Below are 19,627 nucleotides of genomic sequence, written 5' to 3'. Positions count from 1 at the left end.
TTTTCTGTTTATTCTTCATTATGTCTGGGTTGGATGTCTTTTTCCATCACAACGTTGGTCGTTTTATAAGATAGGTTTTCATACAATTTCCTTGCAACCGTGTTATGGCCGAATACGTGCAGGCCGATTTTCTGAACCCCGATTTTACTGGCTTCTTCTTCTGCCAGTCTCATCGCATTTTTTCCATGTCCCTGCCCCTGACGATCATTCCAAACTCGAATGTCATAGATAAAGGCTTTGTCAGGGGATTGTTTACAAATCCACAAACAGCCTACGTTTTCACCTTTTTCATTCAGGATCGTATAAAGAAAATGATCGTCCGTATCCTTTCCCTCAGGGAGCAGCTCTGCATGGGTGGTTTTTGCTTTTTCAAGCGCTTCCTCTTCTGTCCAATTTCCTGCCGCCACCTTTTCCTTTGCATAGGCAGCGATTGAAAAATCAATGTATTGCACAAATTCTTCTTCAGACATCCTGCGTAAAGTCGTCATTTGAATTTCTCCTTTATAATTGATACTTTTCCATACGGTTAAGAATTAGGAAAAGTTCCATTCATTAAATGAGGGTAGTGGTTAAGCTTTTATTGCTGGAAGATACTCCTTTTAAAGAAGTTTGGAGGAGGTTTTAGTTCAATGTTTTTGAATGGTGTTTTTTAGCTTCTATATGGTCTATAGAAAAAATAATAAAAAAATGTAGAAAATAGTGATCCAATTTCATTTTCCTCTCGTTAGCTTGTTGATAACAAATAAAAAGTAAAAAAAGGAGAGGACCAAATGAAACACTTGAAAAAAGTACTGGTTCTAATGATAGCTCTTGTTCTTATTGTTCCTTCGGTTAGTATGGCAAACAACAGCGCAACGGTAAAAACGCCAGCCTCTGAATTAAGAGCAAGTTTGGATCAATTACTATCTGAGCACTTTGTATTAGCAACGACATACATGATGAAATCTTATGAGGATGCAGAAGACGCGGACCAGGTTTGGGAAAAGCTCGATCAGAATGCAAAAGACATGACCCCTGCGATTGCTTCTGTATATGGAGAAGAAGCAGCGAATAAATTTGAAGAGATTTTTCGTGGGCATAATGACTATTCGGATGGCTTTGTAGAAGCTGCAAAAAACGATGATCAAGAAGCACGTGAGATGGCAGAAGCGGAAGTGGATGAGTTCGTGAATGAATTCGGAAGCTTTCTAGCAACGGCAACGGAAGGTAACCTTTCAGAGGAAGCAGCTAAAGAAGTGCTTGCCGCTCACGAAGAAGATGTAGTGAAAGTCTTCGATCACTATGTGAATGAAGAGTATGAGCAAGCCTATGCCACTTATCGCGAAGGGTTCCAGCGTATGTTTGATATCAGTAAGGCTCTTTCCTCAGCGATCGTCACACAAATGCCTGATCAATTTGAAAATACGAAAGCAGATGCACCTGCAGCTGACCTTCGTTCCAATTTGAATGCTCTTGCTTCAGAACATTTTGCTTTAGCTGTATTGGAAATGCAGAAGGGTTATAATCAATCCGAGGACTATGATTTTGTTACATGGGCAGAAAACCAGCATACACAAGATTTCAAAGCAGCGATTGCGTCTATTTACGGACAAGAAGGTGCCGAGCAGTTTGAACAAGTCTGGCAGCAAGACCACATCAATGCACAATCTGATATTGTTACCGCTGCACTTGAAGAAGATGAAGAAGCTAGAAAAATGGCAGAAGAAAGTTTGCAGATGTTCGCTGAAGATTTTGGTGCATTCCTAGGTTCTGCAACTGAAGGCAATCTACCTGAAGAAGCGGCTACTGAAGCGGTGTGGATGCATGAAGAGCAAGTGCTGAAAACGTTTGACGCATATGTAGAGGGAGATTATGAGGCAGCTTACACTTCTTTCCGTGAAGGATATGGATTCATGTTCGGAATTGGTGAGACGCTTGGAGATGCCATCGTTAAACAGATGCCGGATCAGTTTAATCATGAAATGATGCCTGAAGAGATGCCTGATACTGGATTTGGTGGTACAAGTGATCAAGGCCTTTCTACTTGGTTGTGGGTAGCGTTCGGTCTCTTGGCTGCTGCTTCGGCAAGCTTTATTTATGTGAGAAGAGTAAATCAACAATAATTAGGCAGGGAGGGGAGAAAATTTTTCCCTTCCTTTAATCATATAGAGGTGAGCTTACTATGAAAATCGGATGGAGGCTGTATTTTACAGTTGTAGGATTGGTCGCTATGGTGATGGTTTCATATGAAATGGATATGTGGACATTGGGATCTGAAACAGAGACGAACCCTGATATTGTAAGGGTGGAGAATGCCTCTCAAAGTTTACAGGTACAAGAAGCTTCTTCAGATGATAAAAAAGAAATATTAGATGGCGAATTTACGGTATTGAATAAAGAAAAGGACCTCAATGATGAAAAGGTAGTTAAAAACCAAGAACAATCAGACCCTGGAATTATACCTACTCACATTCATATCCCTTCCATTGGGGTTGATGCATCCGTTGAGGATGTAGGAATCCTGGACAATGGACAAATGGGGGTACCTGAAGATCCGCAGGCATCCGGCTGGTTTGAACCGGGTACACAGCCAGGGAACCGAGGGAACGCTGTCATCGCAGGGCACGTCGATAGTCGCACAGGACCTGCTGTTTTTTATGATTTGAAGAAACTTCAAAAAGGTGATGAAATCAAAATCCAGAATGAAGAGGGCGATGAAAAAGTCTATATCGTGGAAAAGCTGGAAAGTTATCCGATGGAAGAGTCACCGATTGAAATGATTTTCGGAAGCACGAATGAGAAACGGTTGAACCTCATTACTTGCACGGGGGGAATTTGTTCGTGAACGCGGCGGGCATCAAGATCGACTGGTCGTCTATTCTAAGTTGAAGGAACCGGAAATGGACCAAAAGGATATCGCTCCTCCGGCCAAAGTCCAGGTACAAGGTACTTTCGTAACCTGGCATGCTGTTCGGGAGGATTATGTAGCGGGATACAGGGTGTATAAAAGTAAAGACGGAGAGGATTTTCAAAAGGTGGCGAGCATATCCAAACATGAACGAAAAACCTTTGTGGATGCAGAAGCTTCCAAACATCAGTATTACGTGACGACCGTTAATCAAGATGGGCAAGAATCTTCACCATCGGAGATTGCCGGACAAAAGTAAAAAGACCTAAAAAGCTCCACACCCTAGGGTGTGGAGCTTTTATAGTGAAGATGTTTACTTGCTCAATCCTTCTTTAATTGTATTGATATTGGACTCCATCATGGAAATGTACGTATCGCCTTCTTCACCTGGTTCAGCTAAAGAGTCGGTGAAAACATCGCCCATGATCGGAACATTGGTTTCATTCGAGACGGCTTCCATGCTGCGCGGGTCGATACTTGTTTCTAAAAATAAACCGGTGATTTCCTTATCATTGATGATATCTACGATTCTTGTGATTTGCTCCGGGGTCCCTTGATTTTCCTGGTTGATCTCCCAAATGTATTCCGCTTGGAACCCGTAGGCGTCACTGAAGTATTTGAACGCACCTTCACTTGTCACCAGTACACGCTCTTCTTTTGGAATTTCATTGAATTGCTCCACAGCTTTGTCGTGTAAAGCTTTCAGTTCAGCAATGTATTCTTCGGCATTCTTTTCATAAACCTCTTTGTTCGCAGGATCGACTTTGATCAGCCCATCTCTGGCATTTTCCGCATATTTGATTCCATTGCGAACATCCAGCCATGCGTGAGGATCTTCTTCACCTTCGTTCCCTTCTGACGTTAAATACATCGCTTCAACACCATCACTCATTAGGAAAACAGGTGCATCTTCACCATCTTTTCCTGCCGTTTCCATCAATTTGTCGAACCAGGCGTTTCCTGCTTCAAGGTTTAAGCCGTTGTAGAACACCGCATCCGCATCGGTCGCTTTCTTCACGTCTTCTGGTAAAGGGTCATACTCGTGAGGATTGGAACCAATAGGCGCTAAACTGTGAATATCGACTTGATCACCACCGATGTTTTTTACAATGTCATAGACAATGGAGTACGTAGTTACGATTTGGACTTTTCCGTCCTCCTGCTCCGTGTTTCCGTTCGCTTCCTCTCCACCGCATGCTGCCAGCAGAAGCAGGGTGAATAGAGTGGATGCTAACAATAAAAACTTTTTCTTAATCATGAAAATTCCTCCTCTTTTTTTCTATGGAAATTTTGAAATTAAACAAGAGATGCTTTTTTCTTTCTGACTTTCAACATTCTCCATAACCAACCGTGTTTAGGGGGAGAACAGGAAGACAAGCACAAAGATAGCCGTTGCTGCTATGACGATGGTCGCTCCTGAAGCCAGGTTATAGGTGAAACTAAAGTAAAGCCCGATGACAGACGAAAGGATTCCAATACCAGAAGCAAGGAAGATCATCACCCATAAACGGTCCGTCAAAAGGTAGGCAGCCGCTGCAGGTGTGATCAGCATCGCAACAACGAGAACGATTCCTACCGTTTGTAAAGATGCTACGGTTCCCATCGTTAGCAGAGTCATCAGGAAATAGTGAATCAGTCGTACGGGTAAACCGTAAGCCGCTCCCATCGTTTCATCGAAGGAGGTGACCAGGAGTTCTTTGTAAAAAAGGTACACCGCTGCTAGGATAACAACGCCGATTCCGAGCGTGATCCACATATCAGAGGCTCTGACCGCGAGAACATTTCCAAACAGTATATGATAGAGATCCGTGCTGCTTTTTAACATGGTAATGATGATGATCCCTGCAGCAAAGGCCGCGGTGAACATGATGCCGATCGATGTGTCGTGTTTGATCCTGCTGTTCTGAGTGACGAATCCGATGGCAACCGCCGTAATGACACCACTGAAAACAGCACCGAAGAAGAAATTGATTCCGAACATATAAGAAATCGCGACTCCGGGCAGGACGGCATGAGAGATGGCGTCTCCCATAAGGGCCATTCCTCTGAGAATGATGAAACAACCGACCACTCCACAAATGATTCCGACCATAACCGATGTCAATAACGCTTTTTGTAAAAATCCATATTGCATAATTGCTTCAATAAAAGCCATGGCTTACACTCCTATCTCTTTCATAAAAGCAAACTGTCCTTGGTAGGCTTTTTCAATGATTTCTGTTTGGAAGACTTCTTGGACGGAGCCGAACCCAATCAATTCTTTGTTTAATAGAATGAGTTGATTGAAATAATCGTTGGCTTTGCTCAAATCGTGATGCACAACGATGACCGTCTTTCCCTGAGAGCATAATTCTTTCAAAATGCGGACAATCGTCTCTTCACTCGATGCATCCACACCGACAAACGGCTCATCAAGGAAGAACAACTCGGCTTTCTGTGCAAGCGCTCTGGCCAAAAAGACGCGTTGCTGCTGACCGCCGGACAATTCTCCAATTTGTCTTTTGCTGAAGTCTTCCATACCGACTCGACGTAGACATTCCATCGCCCATTCTTTGTCTTTCTTTTTTGGTCGCTTGAATATTTTCAAATTAGGATAGGTACCGATCAGCACCGCATCAAGGACGGTGATCGGAAAATCCCAATCAATATCATTCCGCTGAGGGACATAAGCGATTTTTTTCCTCACTTCTTTCACCGTTTTTCCAAGAATTCTAATTTCTCCTTTATCCCGTGGAATCAAGTTCAACATGGCTTTTAAAAAAGTGGATTTCCCAGCACCATTTGGACCAATAATTCCAACGAGATTTCCTGGGTTCACAGTTAAGCTGACTTCTTTTACCGCTTCATTCCCATAGTACGAAACGTGCAGATTTTTGATGGATAGAGCAGCATTCGCCATCTTTTCTCCTCCTTTATCATGAATATCCCCATGACTTATAAGGTTTAGATATACTCATGGTTTTGTCGTATTATCACAAAAATTTGTTCTGTTCATTTAATTTTCCTTAGTGCAACTTTTTGGGTAAAAAAATAGTCCTTTTACTATATGGGGGATCTCAAAGAAAGTTGACAATAATTGATGATCGTTTAAAAAGTTTCCTTAGTGCAAAATATATAGGTGAAACCAATAAAAGTCAACCTTTATGAAAAAAACGTTTAAAAAGTTTCTGTTGGTGACTTGAGGTGAGTGCGGGAAGAGGGAAGTGCAGAGGCATTTCCATCCATTCCCTGTGATCTTTCATTTATTGCTTTCTTTCATAATGTTAATGTGGTTTTGATTTATTAAAAGCTAAGTTCAGAAAAAAAGATAGATAGAATGAGAGGGGGAGGATCATGACTCAAGAGAAGTTCTGGAACATCGCAGGCCCCATTTTATTAATAGATTCAGGGTGGTTTATGCTTTACGCAGCTTATAAATATGACGAGGAACAACACGAAAAAATGGATTGGGAAAACCAAGAATGGGCAGGGGTTTTATCTCAATGGATCCTTCCAGAAGCACCTTGGTGGGTATTGAGAATGGTTTTTGCAGCAATCGGAGTTGCTTTGGTTTCTATAGCTATTTATCACTGGACGAGTATTTTACTGTAAGGAGGAATTGCATTGGATGTGTGGATTTTCCTCAGTGCAACAATTGTCTTGATTATCCTTTCTATAGCTGTTTCAAAAAGATATGAGAAGAAAGGATTTACAAAAAGAGCGATTCTCTACCCAGCGACTGTTCAGGGGTCGGGTTTGGGAATCACCATTGGAAAAATGGCAGGGGGGACTTTTTTGGAAACCTTCGTAGTGAGTTTGTTCCTTATCCTGTTTTCATTTTCTCAATTTATCTATATAAAAAGAGCTGCTGAAACATTTAAGTCCATGAGGAGGAAGGGGCACTCATGAAATCTTTGAATCACAACGATGATTGCCCCGCTATCCCACTAAAGAGGACATCATTCAAGATAAGAAAATCCGTAATTAATAAAATGATTGATCATGACGGCCATCTCGCGCGGTGATTGATCCATATCTTTTTCAATCCAATCTTTGATCACATGAATGGCTCCACTGATGACGAAGGAGCTTAAATACTCCGATTCATGCTTATTTGTCACATGCTCGTCCATCCAATTGTTCCTCATGAACCCCCGCGTCAGGTCCATCATTCGTTTTTCAAAAGTCGGAGCAGCCTCTTTGTTAAGCAAGGTCCGGAACATGAGTTTGTTTTCAATGATGTATTCCAATATCTTCTCGGTCATCTGAATGGATTCTTCTTCATGTTCGTAGTTATAGCTGTGCAGGTAACGGTTCATATCTTCTGTGATTTCCTCTTCGATTTTGCTGAGCAGGTCGTAATGGTCAGAGTAATGGGTGTAGAAGGTCGAACGGTTGATATCAGCAAGCTCACATAATTCCTTTACCGTAATATCCGAAATCGGCTTTTCCGCAAGCAGACTGATCAAACTTTCCTTTAGTACTTTCCTTGTATATTTTTTTCTGCGGTCGAGTTTTTCGTTCATCGTTCTGGCCCCTTTTGTTACATTTCTGTGACAATCCAACACAAAATAAAGTTATGTTGGGAAACTGACGGTAGTTAAAAAACTGTTTGTTGAATATCCAACACGGTGTTAATAAAATGATAGAATGTATGAATGTCATTTGCAAGAGAGGTGAGGCCTTATTGGCTGGGCATCAAGAATAATTAAGCATAAGAAAAGCATTGTCATCATTTTTATGATTTTAACCATTCTCAGTACAGTGGCGCAGTTCGGGGTATCGGTCAATTACAACATGGTCGATTATCTGCCGGAAAACTCTCCATCAATGGAAGCGATGGAGTTGATGGAGGAAGAGTTTGATGAGCCGGTGGAAAATACCAGGGTCATGATCCAGGACATCTCCGTCACCGAAGCCTTGAGTTATAAAGAAGACCTCGATTCAATCGAAGGTGTCACAAATGTGATGTGGCTCGATGATGTCATCGACTTGAAAGTCCCTCTGGAAATGGCCGACCCTGATACAGTCGAAACGTATTATCAGAAACGTTCGGCCCTTTTTTCTGTGACGATTGAAGAAGGTTTTGAAGTGGAAGCGATCGATGCCATTTATGATTTGGTTGGTGAAGAAAATGCGGTCGCAGGTGAAGCGGTCAACACAGCGGTCTCTCAGAAGATGGCGGGCAGTGAGTCGATGTATGCGGCAGCACTGCTTGTTCCGATCATTATCCTCATATTGATTTTGTCTACAACATCTTGGATGGAACCCGTCTTCTTTTTAACAGCGATCGGAGTTTCTGTCCTGATCAACCTAGGGGACGAATATCTTCATTGGAGAAGTGTCGTTTGTCACGCAATCGGTCGCACCGATTTTACAGCTCGCGGTGTCGCTCGATTATGCGATCTTCCTACTGCACAGCTTTTCTGATTATCGAAAAGAAGTGTCCGATCCGAAAGAAGCGATGCTGCTTGCGATGAAACGGTCGTTTCCGGCAATTATCGCCAGTGCGTCGACAACCTTCTTCGGGTTCACGGCTCTCACCTTCATGGACTTCGGCATCGGTGCAGACTTAGGTCTCAACTTGCTGAAGGGAATTTTACTGAGTTTCCTCAGTGTGATGATTTTCCTTCCAGCGCTTACGCTAATGTTCTACCACTGGATTGATCGTACCCAGCACCGTCCGTTTGTTCCAGATTTCAAAGGAATCGGCAAACGTGTCATGAAATTCCGTATTCCGAGTTTGATCTTTGTCATTTTGATCATCGTTCCTGCCTTCCTGGCGCAAAGCGAAACTTCTTTCATTTATGGAACAGGAGAACACCCTGAAAACACACGGGCAGGCCAGGATGCAAGAGCGATTCAGGAGGAGTTCGGAAAGAATATGCCAATGGTCCTGCTCGTACCTGAAGGCGACCGGGCCAAGGAGGAAGAGCTTGTACGGGAGTTGGAAAGCCTTCCGCTTGTTTCAAGTGTCATCTCTTACGTCAACATGGTCAGCCCTGCTATACCGCCTGCTTATTTAGAGGAGTCGATCACGGAGTCTTTTTATTCCGAGAACTATGCACGGATCACTCTGTACACCGAAACGGACGCCGAGGGGGAAAAAGCCTTTTCTCTTATAGATGAAATCAAGGAGACCACGGGGAGCTATTATGATGAAACGTACATGCTCGGTGAAAGTGTCACTTTGTATGATATGAAAAATATCGTCCAGGACGATAACCGGCTCGTCAATATTTTGACGGTCGTGACCGTAGCGCTCGTGCTGCTGCTCACGTTCCGTTCGATTTCGATCCCTGTCGTTCTGCTGGTGACGATCCAGGCTTCCGTATGGATCAACTTATCATTCCCATACTTTATGGATACGTCTCTTGTTTACGTGGGTTATCTTTTAATCAGTACCATCCAGCTCGCGGCGACGGTGGACTACGCGATTTTATTTACGGAAAACTATAATCATTTGAGAAAAGAAATGCCAGCCTTGAAAGCAATTAAGAAAACGATCGATGATAAGATTTTCGCGATTTTCGTATCAGCGGCCATTTTGTCGAGTGTCGGATTTATTTTATGGATCACATCCTCCAATCCGATTGTATCTTCTATTGGGTTGTTGTTAGGGCGGGGAGCTTTACTTGCTTTCCTTATGGTTGTGTTCGTGCTTCCGGCCCTGCTCGTCATTTTTGACGGTGTGATTAAAAGAACGACTTGGAAAGCTAACTTTTATAAGGAGGAGAAGTGAGGATGAGATTCAAACGTGCGACTGCGATGTTCACAGCATTTCTTCTCGTCATGCCGGCCGTTCCTGTGTCGGCAGAAGACAACGAAAAAACAGAGCCGGAAGGGAAAGGCTCCTACTCGAAAAAGCATGAAGTAGTGTACACCACACTTGATGCTTCCGGCGATCAAGAAGAAATGTACGTCGTCAACAATTTTACAATCGAAGAGCCTGGGGAAATCGTCGATTATGGCCCTTATACAAGTGTTCAGAACTTGACGGATGTCACTGAAATTGAGCAGCAGAATGAAAAAGTCGAATTGCACGCGAAAGAAGAAGAGTATTACTATCAAGGCAATTTAGAAGGCAAACCACTGCCATGGAATATCGATGTATCCTATCAATTAGATGGAGAAGCCATGAATCCTGAAGAGCTGGTCGGAAAAGACGGCAAGCTCAAAGTAAGCATTGATACAAGGAAAAATGAAAAGGCGGATGAGAGCTTTTTCAACAATTACTTGATGCAGATCACGATGAAGCTTGATTCCATGGTTTATGAAAACATTCAAGCTCCTGAAGGAACGGTTGCGAACGCAGGGAAAGACCGGCAAGTGACCTTCACCGTCATGCCTGAAAAAGAAGGAAGTTTCACTCTGACCGCGGATGTTACCGATTTGGAGATGGAAAGCATTGAATTTGCAGCGATTCCATCCTCCATGTCCATTGACGCTCCGGACATTGGTGGAATGAAGAACGACATGGGCTCTTTATCGAATGCCACTGCTGAAATCAACAAAGGTGTCGGTGAGCTCAAAAATGGAATTGCTGAACTGAATGATGGCGCAGCAAGTCTTTATGACGGATCAGAACAATTTAACAGCGGCATCCAAGGGGTAAGCGATGGTTCATCAGAGCTTGTGGAAGGCTCAGCTTCAATCAAGAATGCACTGCAACAGATGAACGAGTCTGTCGCTTCCGGATCTGGTGAAGTGAACGTGAGTGACTTTGCCAAAATGGAAGATGGGTTGCGTCAGCTTGCTGCAGGTTTGAGTGAGGCTGAAAAAAGATTGACGAATCTAAAGGATCAGTACAGTCAAGCCCATCAGGCATTGAGTCAGTCCATTGAAGCCATTCCCGGATATCAGATTTCAGAACAGGAAATTCAAGCCTTGCGTGAAAGTGGGGCCGACCCGGAAGTCGTCAACAAGTTGGTAGAAACATACCAGGCTGCTCAAACCGCAAAAGGAACGTACGCTAATGTAAAAGAAGCGTATCAAGCCGTCGGCCCAGCTTTGGAACAGAGTGCGGGTTCATTGAATGAAATGAGTACAAACCTGAACACGATGGCTGGCCAGATCGGTAGTAGTATGGAAAGTATGGATATTGGTGAATCGGTCAAACAATTGCAGGAAGGATTACAGTCACTTTCATCAAAATATGCTGAGTTCCACGCAGGACTCAAAGATTATACAGGTGGAGTTGACCAGTTGGCAGGATCTTATGCAGACATCCACAGCGGCATTGGAAGTCTGACGAACGGAACCGCCGAGCTCGAAAATGGAGCTGCAGAACTCCACGAGGGTACATCCGAATTAGCCTCCAACACCAGTGATTTACCTGGTCAAATGAATTCAGAAATTGAACAAATGGTCGAAGAATACGATAAATCCGACTTCGAACCAACATCCTTCGTTTCCGAGAAGAATGAAAAGGTTGGATCGGTGCAGTTCGTCATTAAAACCGAAAGCATCAAAAAGGACGAAGAACAAGAAGAGGCTCCTGAGAAAAAAGAGGAAAAGAGCTTCTGGGATCGCTTGTTAGATTTGTTCAGGTAAAGAGGAGCCTTCCCTCAACTTCAGTTGAGGGAAGGCTTTTTATTTTGGATCAAAGTGCGAGTCGCGCTGATGATTTAAGGTTAGAAATCCTGTTCAGTGCCTCATGGTATATCGAGTTATTCTTATATTCAAATGAATCTTTGATTATTACCATTGACGAGGTTGAAAGAAAGGGCATACACTATATTTAAACATTAAAACGATTATTTGAATGAAGGTGAATATATTGAGTGAAAATGTTGTGAAGAAAACGCCCAAAGATACGTGCGATACTTTTTGTTACGACGAAGAACTTGTCCAAAGAGTCCAGCCGAAGGTGGAAGAAGTTCTTGGAGTGGAGTTGATTTTCAAAGCCCTGTCTGACGCCACGCGCTTGAAAATTGCCTATGCTTTGACACTCGAAAACGAGCTCTGTGTGTGTGATGTAGCGAACATTATTGGTTCAACGACAGCAACTGCTTCGCATCACCTCCGGTTACTGCGCAATATGAAATTAGCTAAATACCGTAAGGAAGGGAAGCTCGTTTTTTATTCTTTAGCTGACGAACATGTACACCAGTTGGTCTCTATTGCGATTCAACATTCGAAAGAAATTTAGAGAGAAACAGAGGTGAGAGGAATGAATGAGGAGAAGAAATCGAGCTGTTGTTCAAGTTCGGAAAAGGTTTTGAAAGATGAAGCGGTGTCCTGTTGCTCGAGTGCTAAAGAAGAACAGGAGCCGCAAGTCACTTGTTGTTCCAGTTCCAGCGCTAAGGATGGAGACAAAATGGAGACATCTTGTTGCTCCACTGCTCCAGAAGAGGCGGAGTCAACCACAACGTGTTGTTCTAGTGATACCAAGGGTGGTGAAGCTTCCCAAGACGATTGTTGTGGAAATGAACAAGAAAATGTTTCATGCTGTACCTCAGACAGTCCTGAAGGTTCAAACGTTGTGAAGTTCGATGTGAAAGGCATGGACTGTCCTTCGTGTGCAGCTACGATTGAAAAAGGCCTGCAGAAAATCAGCGGTGTCCAATCGATTAGTGTTCAGTACGGGACGGGGAAGATGACAGTAGGTGCCGAGAATGAATCTCTCTATGACCAGATTCCGAAGCACATACGCCGCTTGGGCTTTGAAGCGGAACGGGTGGATCGTCATAAGAATCAGCAAACCTATAAAATAGACGGGATGGATTGTGGCTCTTGTGCCAAGACAATTGAAAAGCATTTGAGTAAAAATCCTGCTGTTCAAGACGTTCAAGTCCAATTTTCAACAGGGAAGATGCAGATTCACCATACGACCTCTCCGAAAGAGATCATAAAAGAAGTAGGAAGGGCCGGTTTTCAAGCTTCCTTGGAAGGCAAGGAAGGCGTCCATAATCAGAAGGATAACAAACTTAAAGGCATATCAACGACGACTTTCTCTGGTCTGTTCCTTGGTCTCGGCTTTATTGGATCGTTCACAAGTGTTCCTTCTGATTTCATCGTGGCCTTTTATGCGGCAGCCATTCTTATTGGTGGTTTCAAGCCTGCGAGAAGTGCTTTTTATGCAGTCAAGAGCGGTTCTTTGGATATGAACGTCCTCATGGCATCGGCCGCTATCGGTGCAGCCCTGATCGGCGAGTGGTTTGAGGGGGCCATGGTCGTCTGGCTTTTCGCATTGGGTAATACCCTTCAGAACCGATCGATTGAACGGACGAGAGAGTCGATCAGGAGTTTGATCAATCTCACGCCAAAAGAAGCTACGGTCAAATCAGGGAACCAACTCGTCCGCAAAGCGGTAGAAGAGGTTGGAATTGGTGAGCTCATCATCGTTAAACCTGGGGAGAAGATTCCTTTGGATGGTGGTGTGATATCAGGCACATCCAGTGTCAATCAGGCTCCAATTACGGGAGAGTCCCTGCCTGTAGACAAACAAACGGGAGATGTTGTTTATGCAGGTACAGTAAATGAAAGTGGATCGTTAGAAATTGAAGTTACGAAGCTCGTGGAAGATACAACCATCGCTAAAATCATCCATCTTGTGGAAGAGGCTCAAGAGAAAAGAGCTCCCACCTAGGCTTTCGTCGACCGATTTGCACGTGTCTATACGCCAATTGTTTTCACACTTGCTTTGTTGGTCATGGTGCTTCCACCTCTCGTTGGCTTTGGTACATGGGGAGAGTGGTTGTATAAAGGGCTCGCTTTACTCGTGGTTGCCTGTCCTTGTGCGCTTGTCATTTCCACACCGGTCGCGATTGTTTCGGCCATTGGAAATGCAGCTAAAAATGGTGTCCTCATCAAGGGCGGTACTTTTCTTGAGAAAGCCGGAACCATTAAAGCCATCGCTTTCGATAAGACTGGGACGCTAACAGAAGGACGTCCAAAGGTATCTCAAATTTACGCACTAGGCATAAGAGAAGATGAACTGATTCGTGTGACAAGAACCATTGAAGAACACTCCACTCATCCGATTGCTCAGGCGATTACGACGTATGCCACCGAACGAAACATCGCAGCGATAGAAGGGGAAGACTTTCAAGCCATTGCAGGAAAAGGGGCGAAGGCGAAGTTGGATAGCGTAGAATATTTCGCTGGAAGTCCGAAGCTGTATGAAGACATGCAGGTACCGCTTTCTGATATAAAAGAACGGATTGATCAGTTGCAAAAAAAGGGCAACACCATTGTCGTTGTAGGGACCTCTGAGAAAGTTCTAGGCCTTATCGCTGTTGCCGATACTATTCGGGAGATCACCGTTCAATCGATTCAAAAGTTGAAGCAGGTTGGAATGCAGGAAATGGTGATGCTCACAGGGGACAACAATGGAACAGCGGATAAGATTTCCAGGGAAACAGGCGTCGATCGTTATTTCGCTGAGCTCTTACCTGAGGATAAAGTTTCAGCTGTGAAGAAGCTTCAAGCAGAAGGAAAGAGTGTAGCCATGGTTGGGGATGGAATCAACGATGCCCCGGCTCTAGCGACCTCTGATCTTGGCATCGCTATGGGGGGAGCAGGGACGGATACCGCTATGGAAACGGCGGATATTGTTTTGATGGCCGATAACCTGGAACAGCTTCCTCACACGATTCGCTTGAGTAGGAAAGCGTTGAAAATCATCAAACAGAATGTGTGGTTTTCCTTAGTTACAAAGCTCGCGGCACTGATGCTTATTTTCCCGGGTGTCCTGACTTTATGGATGGCTGTGTTGAGTGATACAGGGGCAGCTTTACTTGTCATTCTCAATAGTATGAGGTTATTAAGAAGTAAATTATAAAAAAAGGTGCGATCTATAGATCGCACCTTTTTTGCTGCTATTTTTTATTGACGGAGGCGTCATAGATGGAATCGACAGCTTTCTTAAGTTCTGCATCGAATTCCTCATCAGACTGATTGGCATTCAAGTCTGCGGCCAGGGCACGGGAGAAACTTGCGATGACGCCATTGTTTTCTTTCAGCTTTTCGTTCGCTTCTTCACGGGAATAACCACCGGAAAGTGCAACGACACGGACGACTCGAGGATGATCGACGAGTTCTTTGTATGCATTCGGTTGAGTTGGAATCGTAAGCTTCAGCATCACGTTCTCCTCTTCAGATAACTCGTTCAAGTGTTTCAAAATCTCATCTTTGAGGAGTTCCTCGCATTTTTCTTTATCGCTGCTGTGAATGTCGACTTCTGGTTCGATGATCGGCACAAGGTCAGAAGCGATAATTCTCTTTCCTATGTCGAACTGCTGTTGAACGACTTCTTTGATTCCGCTAGGGTTTGGCTCATGGATGACGGAACGCATCTTTGTGCCGAAAATGTTACGTTCATTGGCACGGCGCAATGTTTCATCAAGATCATCAATCGGTTTCATGAGCTGTACGCCGTTTTCCTTTTCCGCAAGCCCTTTGTCGACTTTAAGGAAAGGAACGATGCCTTTGCTGGCCAAATAATTAGCGGTGAATTGACCTTCGATTTCCCGGTCCATCGTTTGCTCGAACAGGATGGCTCCCAGGATATGGTCGGCATTGAAAGACGGGGAGGTGATGATTCTTGTCCGCATTTGATGAACAAGGTCGAACATCTCATCCTCGCCAGAATAAGAATCTTCTGGGACGCCATAAGCTGCCAGCGCCTTCGGTGTACTCCCACCACTTTGGTCAAGCGCAGCGATAAATCCATTACCGTTCTTCATTTTTTCAAATTGCTTGTTATTCATGTTTTCCACTCCTTTTTCGTAGTGTGAAAAATTTCCCTTTTTACTGTTCCCTTAAATTGGACATGCATAACCTGAAATGGAAGAAGAGTTTTTACTATGGATGTAGGAGATCGTGTTTTATTAGGACATGAAAAGGAATACTATGTATCAATCGGAGTATAGAGGAGGAGTTTTCATGGGGAAATGGATCATGAACGTCCTGGCGTTCATTCTTGTAGTCACTGTGAATGGACTTGCTAATGCGTTGCCCTTGAATGGTCAGACGACAGGTGAAATATCCAACCGTTTAAACGTGTTATTTACTCCTGCAGGTTATGTATTCAGTATATGGGGTCTCATTTATATTTTACTAGGAATCTGGGTGATCCGGCAGTTCCCGAAAAGTAGAAGGGACTTGCCCATCTATCAGGAAACAAGCGGACTCTTCGTTTTAAGCAGCGTGCTGAACAGTCTCTGGATTTTTATGTGGCATTATGAATTTTTCGGCCTTTCGGTTTTGGTAATGATAGGATTGCTGTTGACTTTGATCCGCTTATATCAAACCTTACAGAAAAATGAGGCATCTTTTTTCGACCGGCTTCCGTTCTCTTTTTATCTCGGTTGGATCAGTGTCGCAACCATCGCAAACATCAGCTATTATTTAACCTACATCGGTTGGGACGGATTCGGAATTTCCGCCTCTGTATGGACGATACTGTTGATGATTGTGGGTACATTGCTTGCTGTCTTCTTTATGAAAAGTCAGGATGATTGGGTGTATCCGCTCGTTTTTGTCTGGGCGTTTATCGGCATCGGCGTGAAAAATCAAGGCAACGATGTACCTCTCGTTGTGAACTCTGCTTTTATTCTTGCGGGACTGCTTCTTGTGATCACCATTTTATATGGATGGAGGAAAAAATAAGAGCCACTTGATGCGTTCATCAAGTGGCTTTTTTTATTCACCAAGAAACGGGGAGGGAATCAAGTCCTCTTAAAAGGAAGACGGAACGCCATTCGGGCGAGCGTACATCACGGTTTAGGCCGATATCCGGAAACGTCGATAGCAGTTTTTCCAAGGCAATCTTTCCTTCCAGTCGGGCGAGTGGGGCGCCCAGACAAAAGTGAATGCCAAATCCAAACGCGACGTGGGCATTCCTTTCTCTCGTAATATCAAACTGGGAGGCCCGATCAAACTTTTCCTCATCGCGGTTAGCTGAACTGATTGAAGCGATAATGAAATCTCCACGTCTGATGAGTTGGCCGTGGAAATCGATGTCTTCATCTGCCCAGCGAGCGGTCGAAAAATCGACAGGGCTGTAATAGCGAAGCCCTTCTTCGATTGCACCAGGAATGAGAGCAGGGTCAGCCTTTACTTTTTTTCAGCTGTTCAGGATGCTCAAACAAGGCATACATGGTATTCCCGATCAAATTGACCGTTGTCTCGTGGCCGGCGATGATCAAAAGGACAATCATCGAATAGAGTTCGTTCCGTGTCAGCTGCTCGCCGTCTTCTTCGGTTTGAATGAGGTGGGAAACCAAATCATCTTGAGGTTCTGATTTTCGTTGTTCAAAAAGCTCTGTCAGGTATGTAGTGAAAGCTTCTACATCACCCATAAAATCAGGGTCCATCTCGTTGGAGGCAGAGACTATGGTGTTGGACCATTTTCTGAATTTGTCCCGATCCTCTGCGGGGACACCGAGCATCTCACTGATGACGATGATGGGCAGTGGAAATGCATAATCATCAATTAAATTGATCGTTTTGTGTTTTTGATTCATGTTGTTCAATAGATCATCCGCAATTTCACGGATTCTCGGTTCCAGCTGCTTAATGGTCTTAGGATTGAAGTAAGGTTGGACAAGTTTGCGCAGGCGTGTATGGTCAGGTGGATCTACGTCGAGCATCATGTTTTGGAAGATATTGAAGTCGTTTTGGTCCGTGTCTTGAGGTGAAGAAGAAAATAACTTGCTTTGGTCCTTAATGAAACTGGGTGATTTCAACAGCTCTTTTACGTGATCGTATTTTGTAATCATCCAGGAGTGATTCATTGCGTCACTGTTCATCGGAAAAATTGGTTGATCTCTGCGAAGTTCTTCGTAAAACGAAAAGGCACCTACTTTAAAATTAGACTGGTGAAGTGTTTCCATGTTCCCCATTCAAAGTTCCTCCTCTGAAATGATCTGTCTACCTTGGATTATATAAGGGAATGAAGATAATTGGAAATAAAAGGAGTACCAGGTCATCCATATTCTGGATGACCTGGTACTCCTTTTACTGGTAAGCGTTATTTCTTAAGGTTTTGAGGGAAAGTGATAAGATAAGGATAGGTTTGGGGAAAGGTGGAAACAAAGTGAAGAAAATTCAATTAGGGAAAAGTGATTTAGAGGTCGGGGAGATTTCGCTCGGCTGTATGAGAATGAGTGAACTGAGTACGAAGGATGCATCTAAAGTCATTACAAATGCAGTCGAAAATGGAGTCGACTTATTTGATCATGCTGATATTTATGGGAAAGGCGAATCGGAGTCAGTCTTTGCTGAAGCTTTGAAAACGACCGGCCTGTCACGTGATGACATCAAACTTCAAACGAAGTGCGGCATTCGCAATGGTTTCTTCGATTTTTCTAAAGAACATATCTTGGAGTCTGTAGACGGAAGTCTGAAGCGGTTGAATACAGATTATGTGGACAGTTTTCTGCTCCACCGTCCAGATGCATTAATGGAGCCGGAAGAAGTAGCTGAAGCGTTTACTACACTGAAAGAAAGCGGAAAGGTGCGTTACTTCGGTGTCAGTAACCAAAACCCGATGCAGATGGAACTACTGAAGAAATATATGGGAGAAAGCTTGATCGTCAACCAACTGCAACTCAGTATCGTCCATACGCCGATGATTGATGCCGGATTCAATGTGAACATGCAAAACGATCCGGCCGTCGTCAGGGACAGCAACGTCTTGGAGTACTGCCGACTGAATGATATCACCATTCAAGCATGGTCGCCATTCCAGCACGGAATGATTGAGGGTCCTTTTGTAGGCAATGACGCTTTTCCAGAAGTGAATGCCAAGCTTCAGGAACTGGCTGAAAAGTATGACGTGACGGATTCTGCCATCGCGATTGCCTGGATTCTGCGTCACCCTGCAAACATTCAACCTGTCGTAGGGACAATGAACACGCAGCGAATGCAGGATATTGCCAAAGCTTCTCATATTGTCTTGTCCAGAGAAGAATGGTACGAGCTTTATCGAGCTGCTGGTAACGACTTACCGTAACATCTGTTGGAGGAGGAGGCTAATCGGGTCATGGTTAGCCTCTTTCTCATATGGAGAACCTTTCTTCATATAAAACAGGGAGAATTCAGAATGAGAAAATATCTTTAGCGAATGATAAGAAGAGCGATAAATCCGTCTTTTTGATTGAAAATGCTGTAAAAAGAACGGGGATTATGAAAAAAATCTTGATTGTAAGCGTTTATTTTGAAAGAATGTGTTGTGCTTCACAAGATTATATTTTACTCTAGTAACGTTAGCTATAAAATAGCACTCTTACTGTTTTATAACAGGTAGAGCTTTCGTTGCTTGTACTAGTTATTTACTTATAAAAAAATGAGCCTAGGGCTCAAAAAAGGAGAAGTGGATATGGCAGATTCATTCACAACAGAAAAAGACGGGCAGACAAACGTTGCTCGTGACGAGCGTGAACTGCTCGACCAACTACTGGAACCTGAAGTACAGGAATCTTTGACTGTTCTTGTGAAAGAGCTTCCGAAGCTTACCGAATTGGTAAAGATTCTTTCAAGCTCCTACGACACCGTTCAAGCGCTTGCGACGGATGAAGTTCTGAAAAAGGACACCGTTGAGTTCATGTCAGAAGTGGCTGAGCCTCTCAAGCATTCCGTGAAGGAAGTAGCTCAAAACGCAATCGAAGCGAAAGATCATGCGGAAAGCAGCTCAGAAGTCATCGGACTTTTCGGCTTGATGAAGATGTTGAAAGATCCTCAAGCTCAAAAAATGTTCCGTTTCGTCAACGCATACTTAAAAGTATCTGCTGAACGCAATCACAAAGAGTAGGA

16 protein-coding genes and 3 pseudogenes are annotated in these 19,627 nt (G+C 43.8%); 11 read left to right on the top strand and 8 right to left on the bottom strand.

All coding sequences use genetic code 11. The features are described 5' to 3' along the window. Window positions 1–8 precede the first annotated feature (8 nt). Window positions 9–488, bottom strand: a complete 480-nt coding sequence (locus LC065_RS02195) for a GNAT family N-acetyltransferase (protein WP_226593677.1) — start codon at window positions 486–488, stop codon at window positions 9–11. 282 nt (window positions 489–770) lie between these two features. On the opposite strand from LC065_RS02195, the gene LC065_RS02190 reads away from it, so the two are divergent. The 3 genes from LC065_RS02190 to LC065_RS02180 are packed head-to-tail and all read left to right on the top strand — an operon-like array spanning window position 771 to window position 3,146. Continuing rightward, window positions 771–2,102, top strand: a complete 1,332-nt coding sequence (locus LC065_RS02190; RefSeq protein WP_226593679.1) for a copper amine oxidase — start codon at window positions 771–773, stop codon at window positions 2,100–2,102. Between the two features lie 59 nt (window positions 2,103–2,161). Beyond that, window positions 2,162–2,824 carry a class F sortase gene (locus tag LC065_RS02185; RefSeq protein WP_306163724.1) on the top strand — a complete coding sequence of 221 codons (663 nt, stop codon included), beginning with the start codon at window positions 2,162–2,164 and terminating at the stop codon, window positions 2,822–2,824. Window positions 2,825–2,879: 55 nt separating this feature from the next. Then, the gene (locus LC065_RS02180; protein ID WP_306163723.1) at window positions 2,880–3,146 is read left to right on the top strand and encodes a hypothetical protein; all 267 of its coding nucleotides are present in this window, start codon (window positions 2,880–2,882) and stop codon (window positions 3,144–3,146) included. 54 nt (window positions 3,147–3,200) lie between these two features. On the opposite strand, the gene LC065_RS02175 is transcribed toward LC065_RS02180, so the two are convergent. The 3 genes and pseudogenes from LC065_RS02175 to LC065_RS02165 form a co-directional block, all read right to left on the bottom strand. After that, window positions 3,201–4,145 carry a metal ABC transporter solute-binding protein, Zn/Mn family gene (locus LC065_RS02175; protein WP_226593684.1) on the bottom strand — a complete coding sequence of 315 codons (945 nt, stop codon included), beginning with the start codon at window positions 4,143–4,145 and terminating at the stop codon, window positions 3,201–3,203. Between the two features lie 38 nt (window positions 4,146–4,183). Further along, window positions 4,184–5,042 (bottom strand): annotated as a pseudogene (locus tag LC065_RS02170) (metal ABC transporter permease). Between the two features lie 3 nt (window positions 5,043–5,045). Beyond that, window positions 5,046–5,786 carry a metal ABC transporter ATP-binding protein gene (locus LC065_RS02165; RefSeq protein ID WP_226593686.1) on the bottom strand — a complete coding sequence of 247 codons (741 nt, stop codon included), beginning with the start codon at window positions 5,784–5,786 and terminating at the stop codon, window positions 5,046–5,048. Between the two features lie 434 nt (window positions 5,787–6,220). Here LC065_RS02165 and LC065_RS02160 point away from each other — a divergent pair, with 434 nt between their 5' ends. Then, window positions 6,221–6,478, top strand: a complete 258-nt coding sequence (locus LC065_RS02160; RefSeq protein WP_226593688.1) for a hypothetical protein — start codon at window positions 6,221–6,223, stop codon at window positions 6,476–6,478. 347 nt (window positions 6,479–6,825) lie between these two features. Here LC065_RS02160 and LC065_RS02155 read toward each other — a convergent pair whose 3' ends face one another. Next, on the bottom strand, window positions 6,826–7,392 hold the full coding sequence (locus tag LC065_RS02155) for a TetR/AcrR family transcriptional regulator (RefSeq protein WP_226593690.1): 567 nt from the start codon (window positions 7,390–7,392) through the stop codon (window positions 6,826–6,828). 214 nt (window positions 7,393–7,606) lie between these two features. On the opposite strand from LC065_RS02155, the pseudogene LC065_RS02150 reads away from it, so the two are divergent. From LC065_RS02150 to LC065_RS02135, 4 genes and pseudogenes are all read left to right on the top strand, one after another. Beyond that, window positions 7,607–9,608: pseudogene (locus LC065_RS02150) on the top strand (efflux RND transporter permease subunit). Between the two features lie 2 nt (window positions 9,609–9,610). Beyond that, on the top strand, window positions 9,611–11,419 hold the full coding sequence (locus tag LC065_RS02145; protein ID WP_226593694.1) for a methyl-accepting chemotaxis protein: 1,809 nt from the start codon (window positions 9,611–9,613) through the stop codon (window positions 11,417–11,419). Between the two features lie 211 nt (window positions 11,420–11,630). Then, window positions 11,631–12,017 carry an ArsR/SmtB family transcription factor gene (locus tag LC065_RS02140; RefSeq protein WP_306163721.1) on the top strand — a complete coding sequence of 129 codons (387 nt, stop codon included), beginning with the start codon at window positions 11,631–11,633 and terminating at the stop codon, window positions 12,015–12,017. Window positions 12,018–12,185: 168 nt separating this feature from the next. After that, a pseudogene (locus LC065_RS02135) lies at window positions 12,186–14,651 on the top strand (heavy metal translocating P-type ATPase). Window positions 14,652–14,688: 37 nt separating this feature from the next. Here the strand turns inward: LC065_RS02135 and LC065_RS02130 are convergent. Continuing rightward, window positions 14,689–15,579, bottom strand: coding sequence for a fructose bisphosphate aldolase (locus tag LC065_RS02130; RefSeq protein WP_226593697.1), 891 nt, complete (start codon window positions 15,577–15,579; stop codon window positions 14,689–14,691). Between the two features lie 175 nt (window positions 15,580–15,754). On the opposite strand from LC065_RS02130, the gene LC065_RS02125 reads away from it, so the two are divergent. Next, on the top strand, window positions 15,755–16,480 hold the full coding sequence (locus tag LC065_RS02125; RefSeq protein ID WP_226593699.1) for a TspO/MBR family protein: 726 nt from the start codon (window positions 15,755–15,757) through the stop codon (window positions 16,478–16,480). A 37-nt stretch (window positions 16,481–16,517) separates the two neighbouring features. On the opposite strand, the gene LC065_RS20330 is transcribed toward LC065_RS02125, so the two are convergent. Next, window positions 16,518–16,898: a cytochrome P450 gene (locus LC065_RS20330; RefSeq protein WP_371933438.1), complete on the bottom strand. Its 381-nt coding sequence runs from the start codon at window positions 16,896–16,898 to the stop codon at window positions 16,518–16,520. Window positions 16,899–16,920: 22 nt separating this feature from the next. Continuing rightward, window positions 16,921–17,715, bottom strand: a complete 795-nt coding sequence (locus LC065_RS02120; RefSeq protein ID WP_371933388.1) for a cytochrome P450 — start codon at window positions 17,713–17,715, stop codon at window positions 16,921–16,923. Between the two features lie 194 nt (window positions 17,716–17,909). Here LC065_RS02120 and LC065_RS02115 point away from each other — a divergent pair, with 194 nt between their 5' ends. Continuing rightward, window positions 17,910–18,827 carry an aldo/keto reductase gene (locus tag LC065_RS02115; protein WP_226593703.1) on the top strand — a complete coding sequence of 306 codons (918 nt, stop codon included), beginning with the start codon at window positions 17,910–17,912 and terminating at the stop codon, window positions 18,825–18,827. Window positions 18,828–19,193: 366 nt separating this feature from the next. Then, complete coding sequence (locus tag LC065_RS02110) at window positions 19,194–19,625, top strand: helical membrane plugin domain-containing protein (protein WP_226593705.1); 432 nt, start codon at window positions 19,194–19,196, stop codon at window positions 19,623–19,625. Window positions 19,626–19,627 lie beyond the last annotated feature (2 nt).

This window comes from Halobacillus litoralis (assembly GCF_020524085.2).
GTDB lineage: Bacteria > Bacillota > Bacilli > Bacillales > Halobacillaceae > Halobacillus > Halobacillus litoralis_E.
The sequence above is the reverse complement of the archived record's forward strand: the minus strand, read 5'-3'. Positions and strand labels throughout refer to the sequence as shown.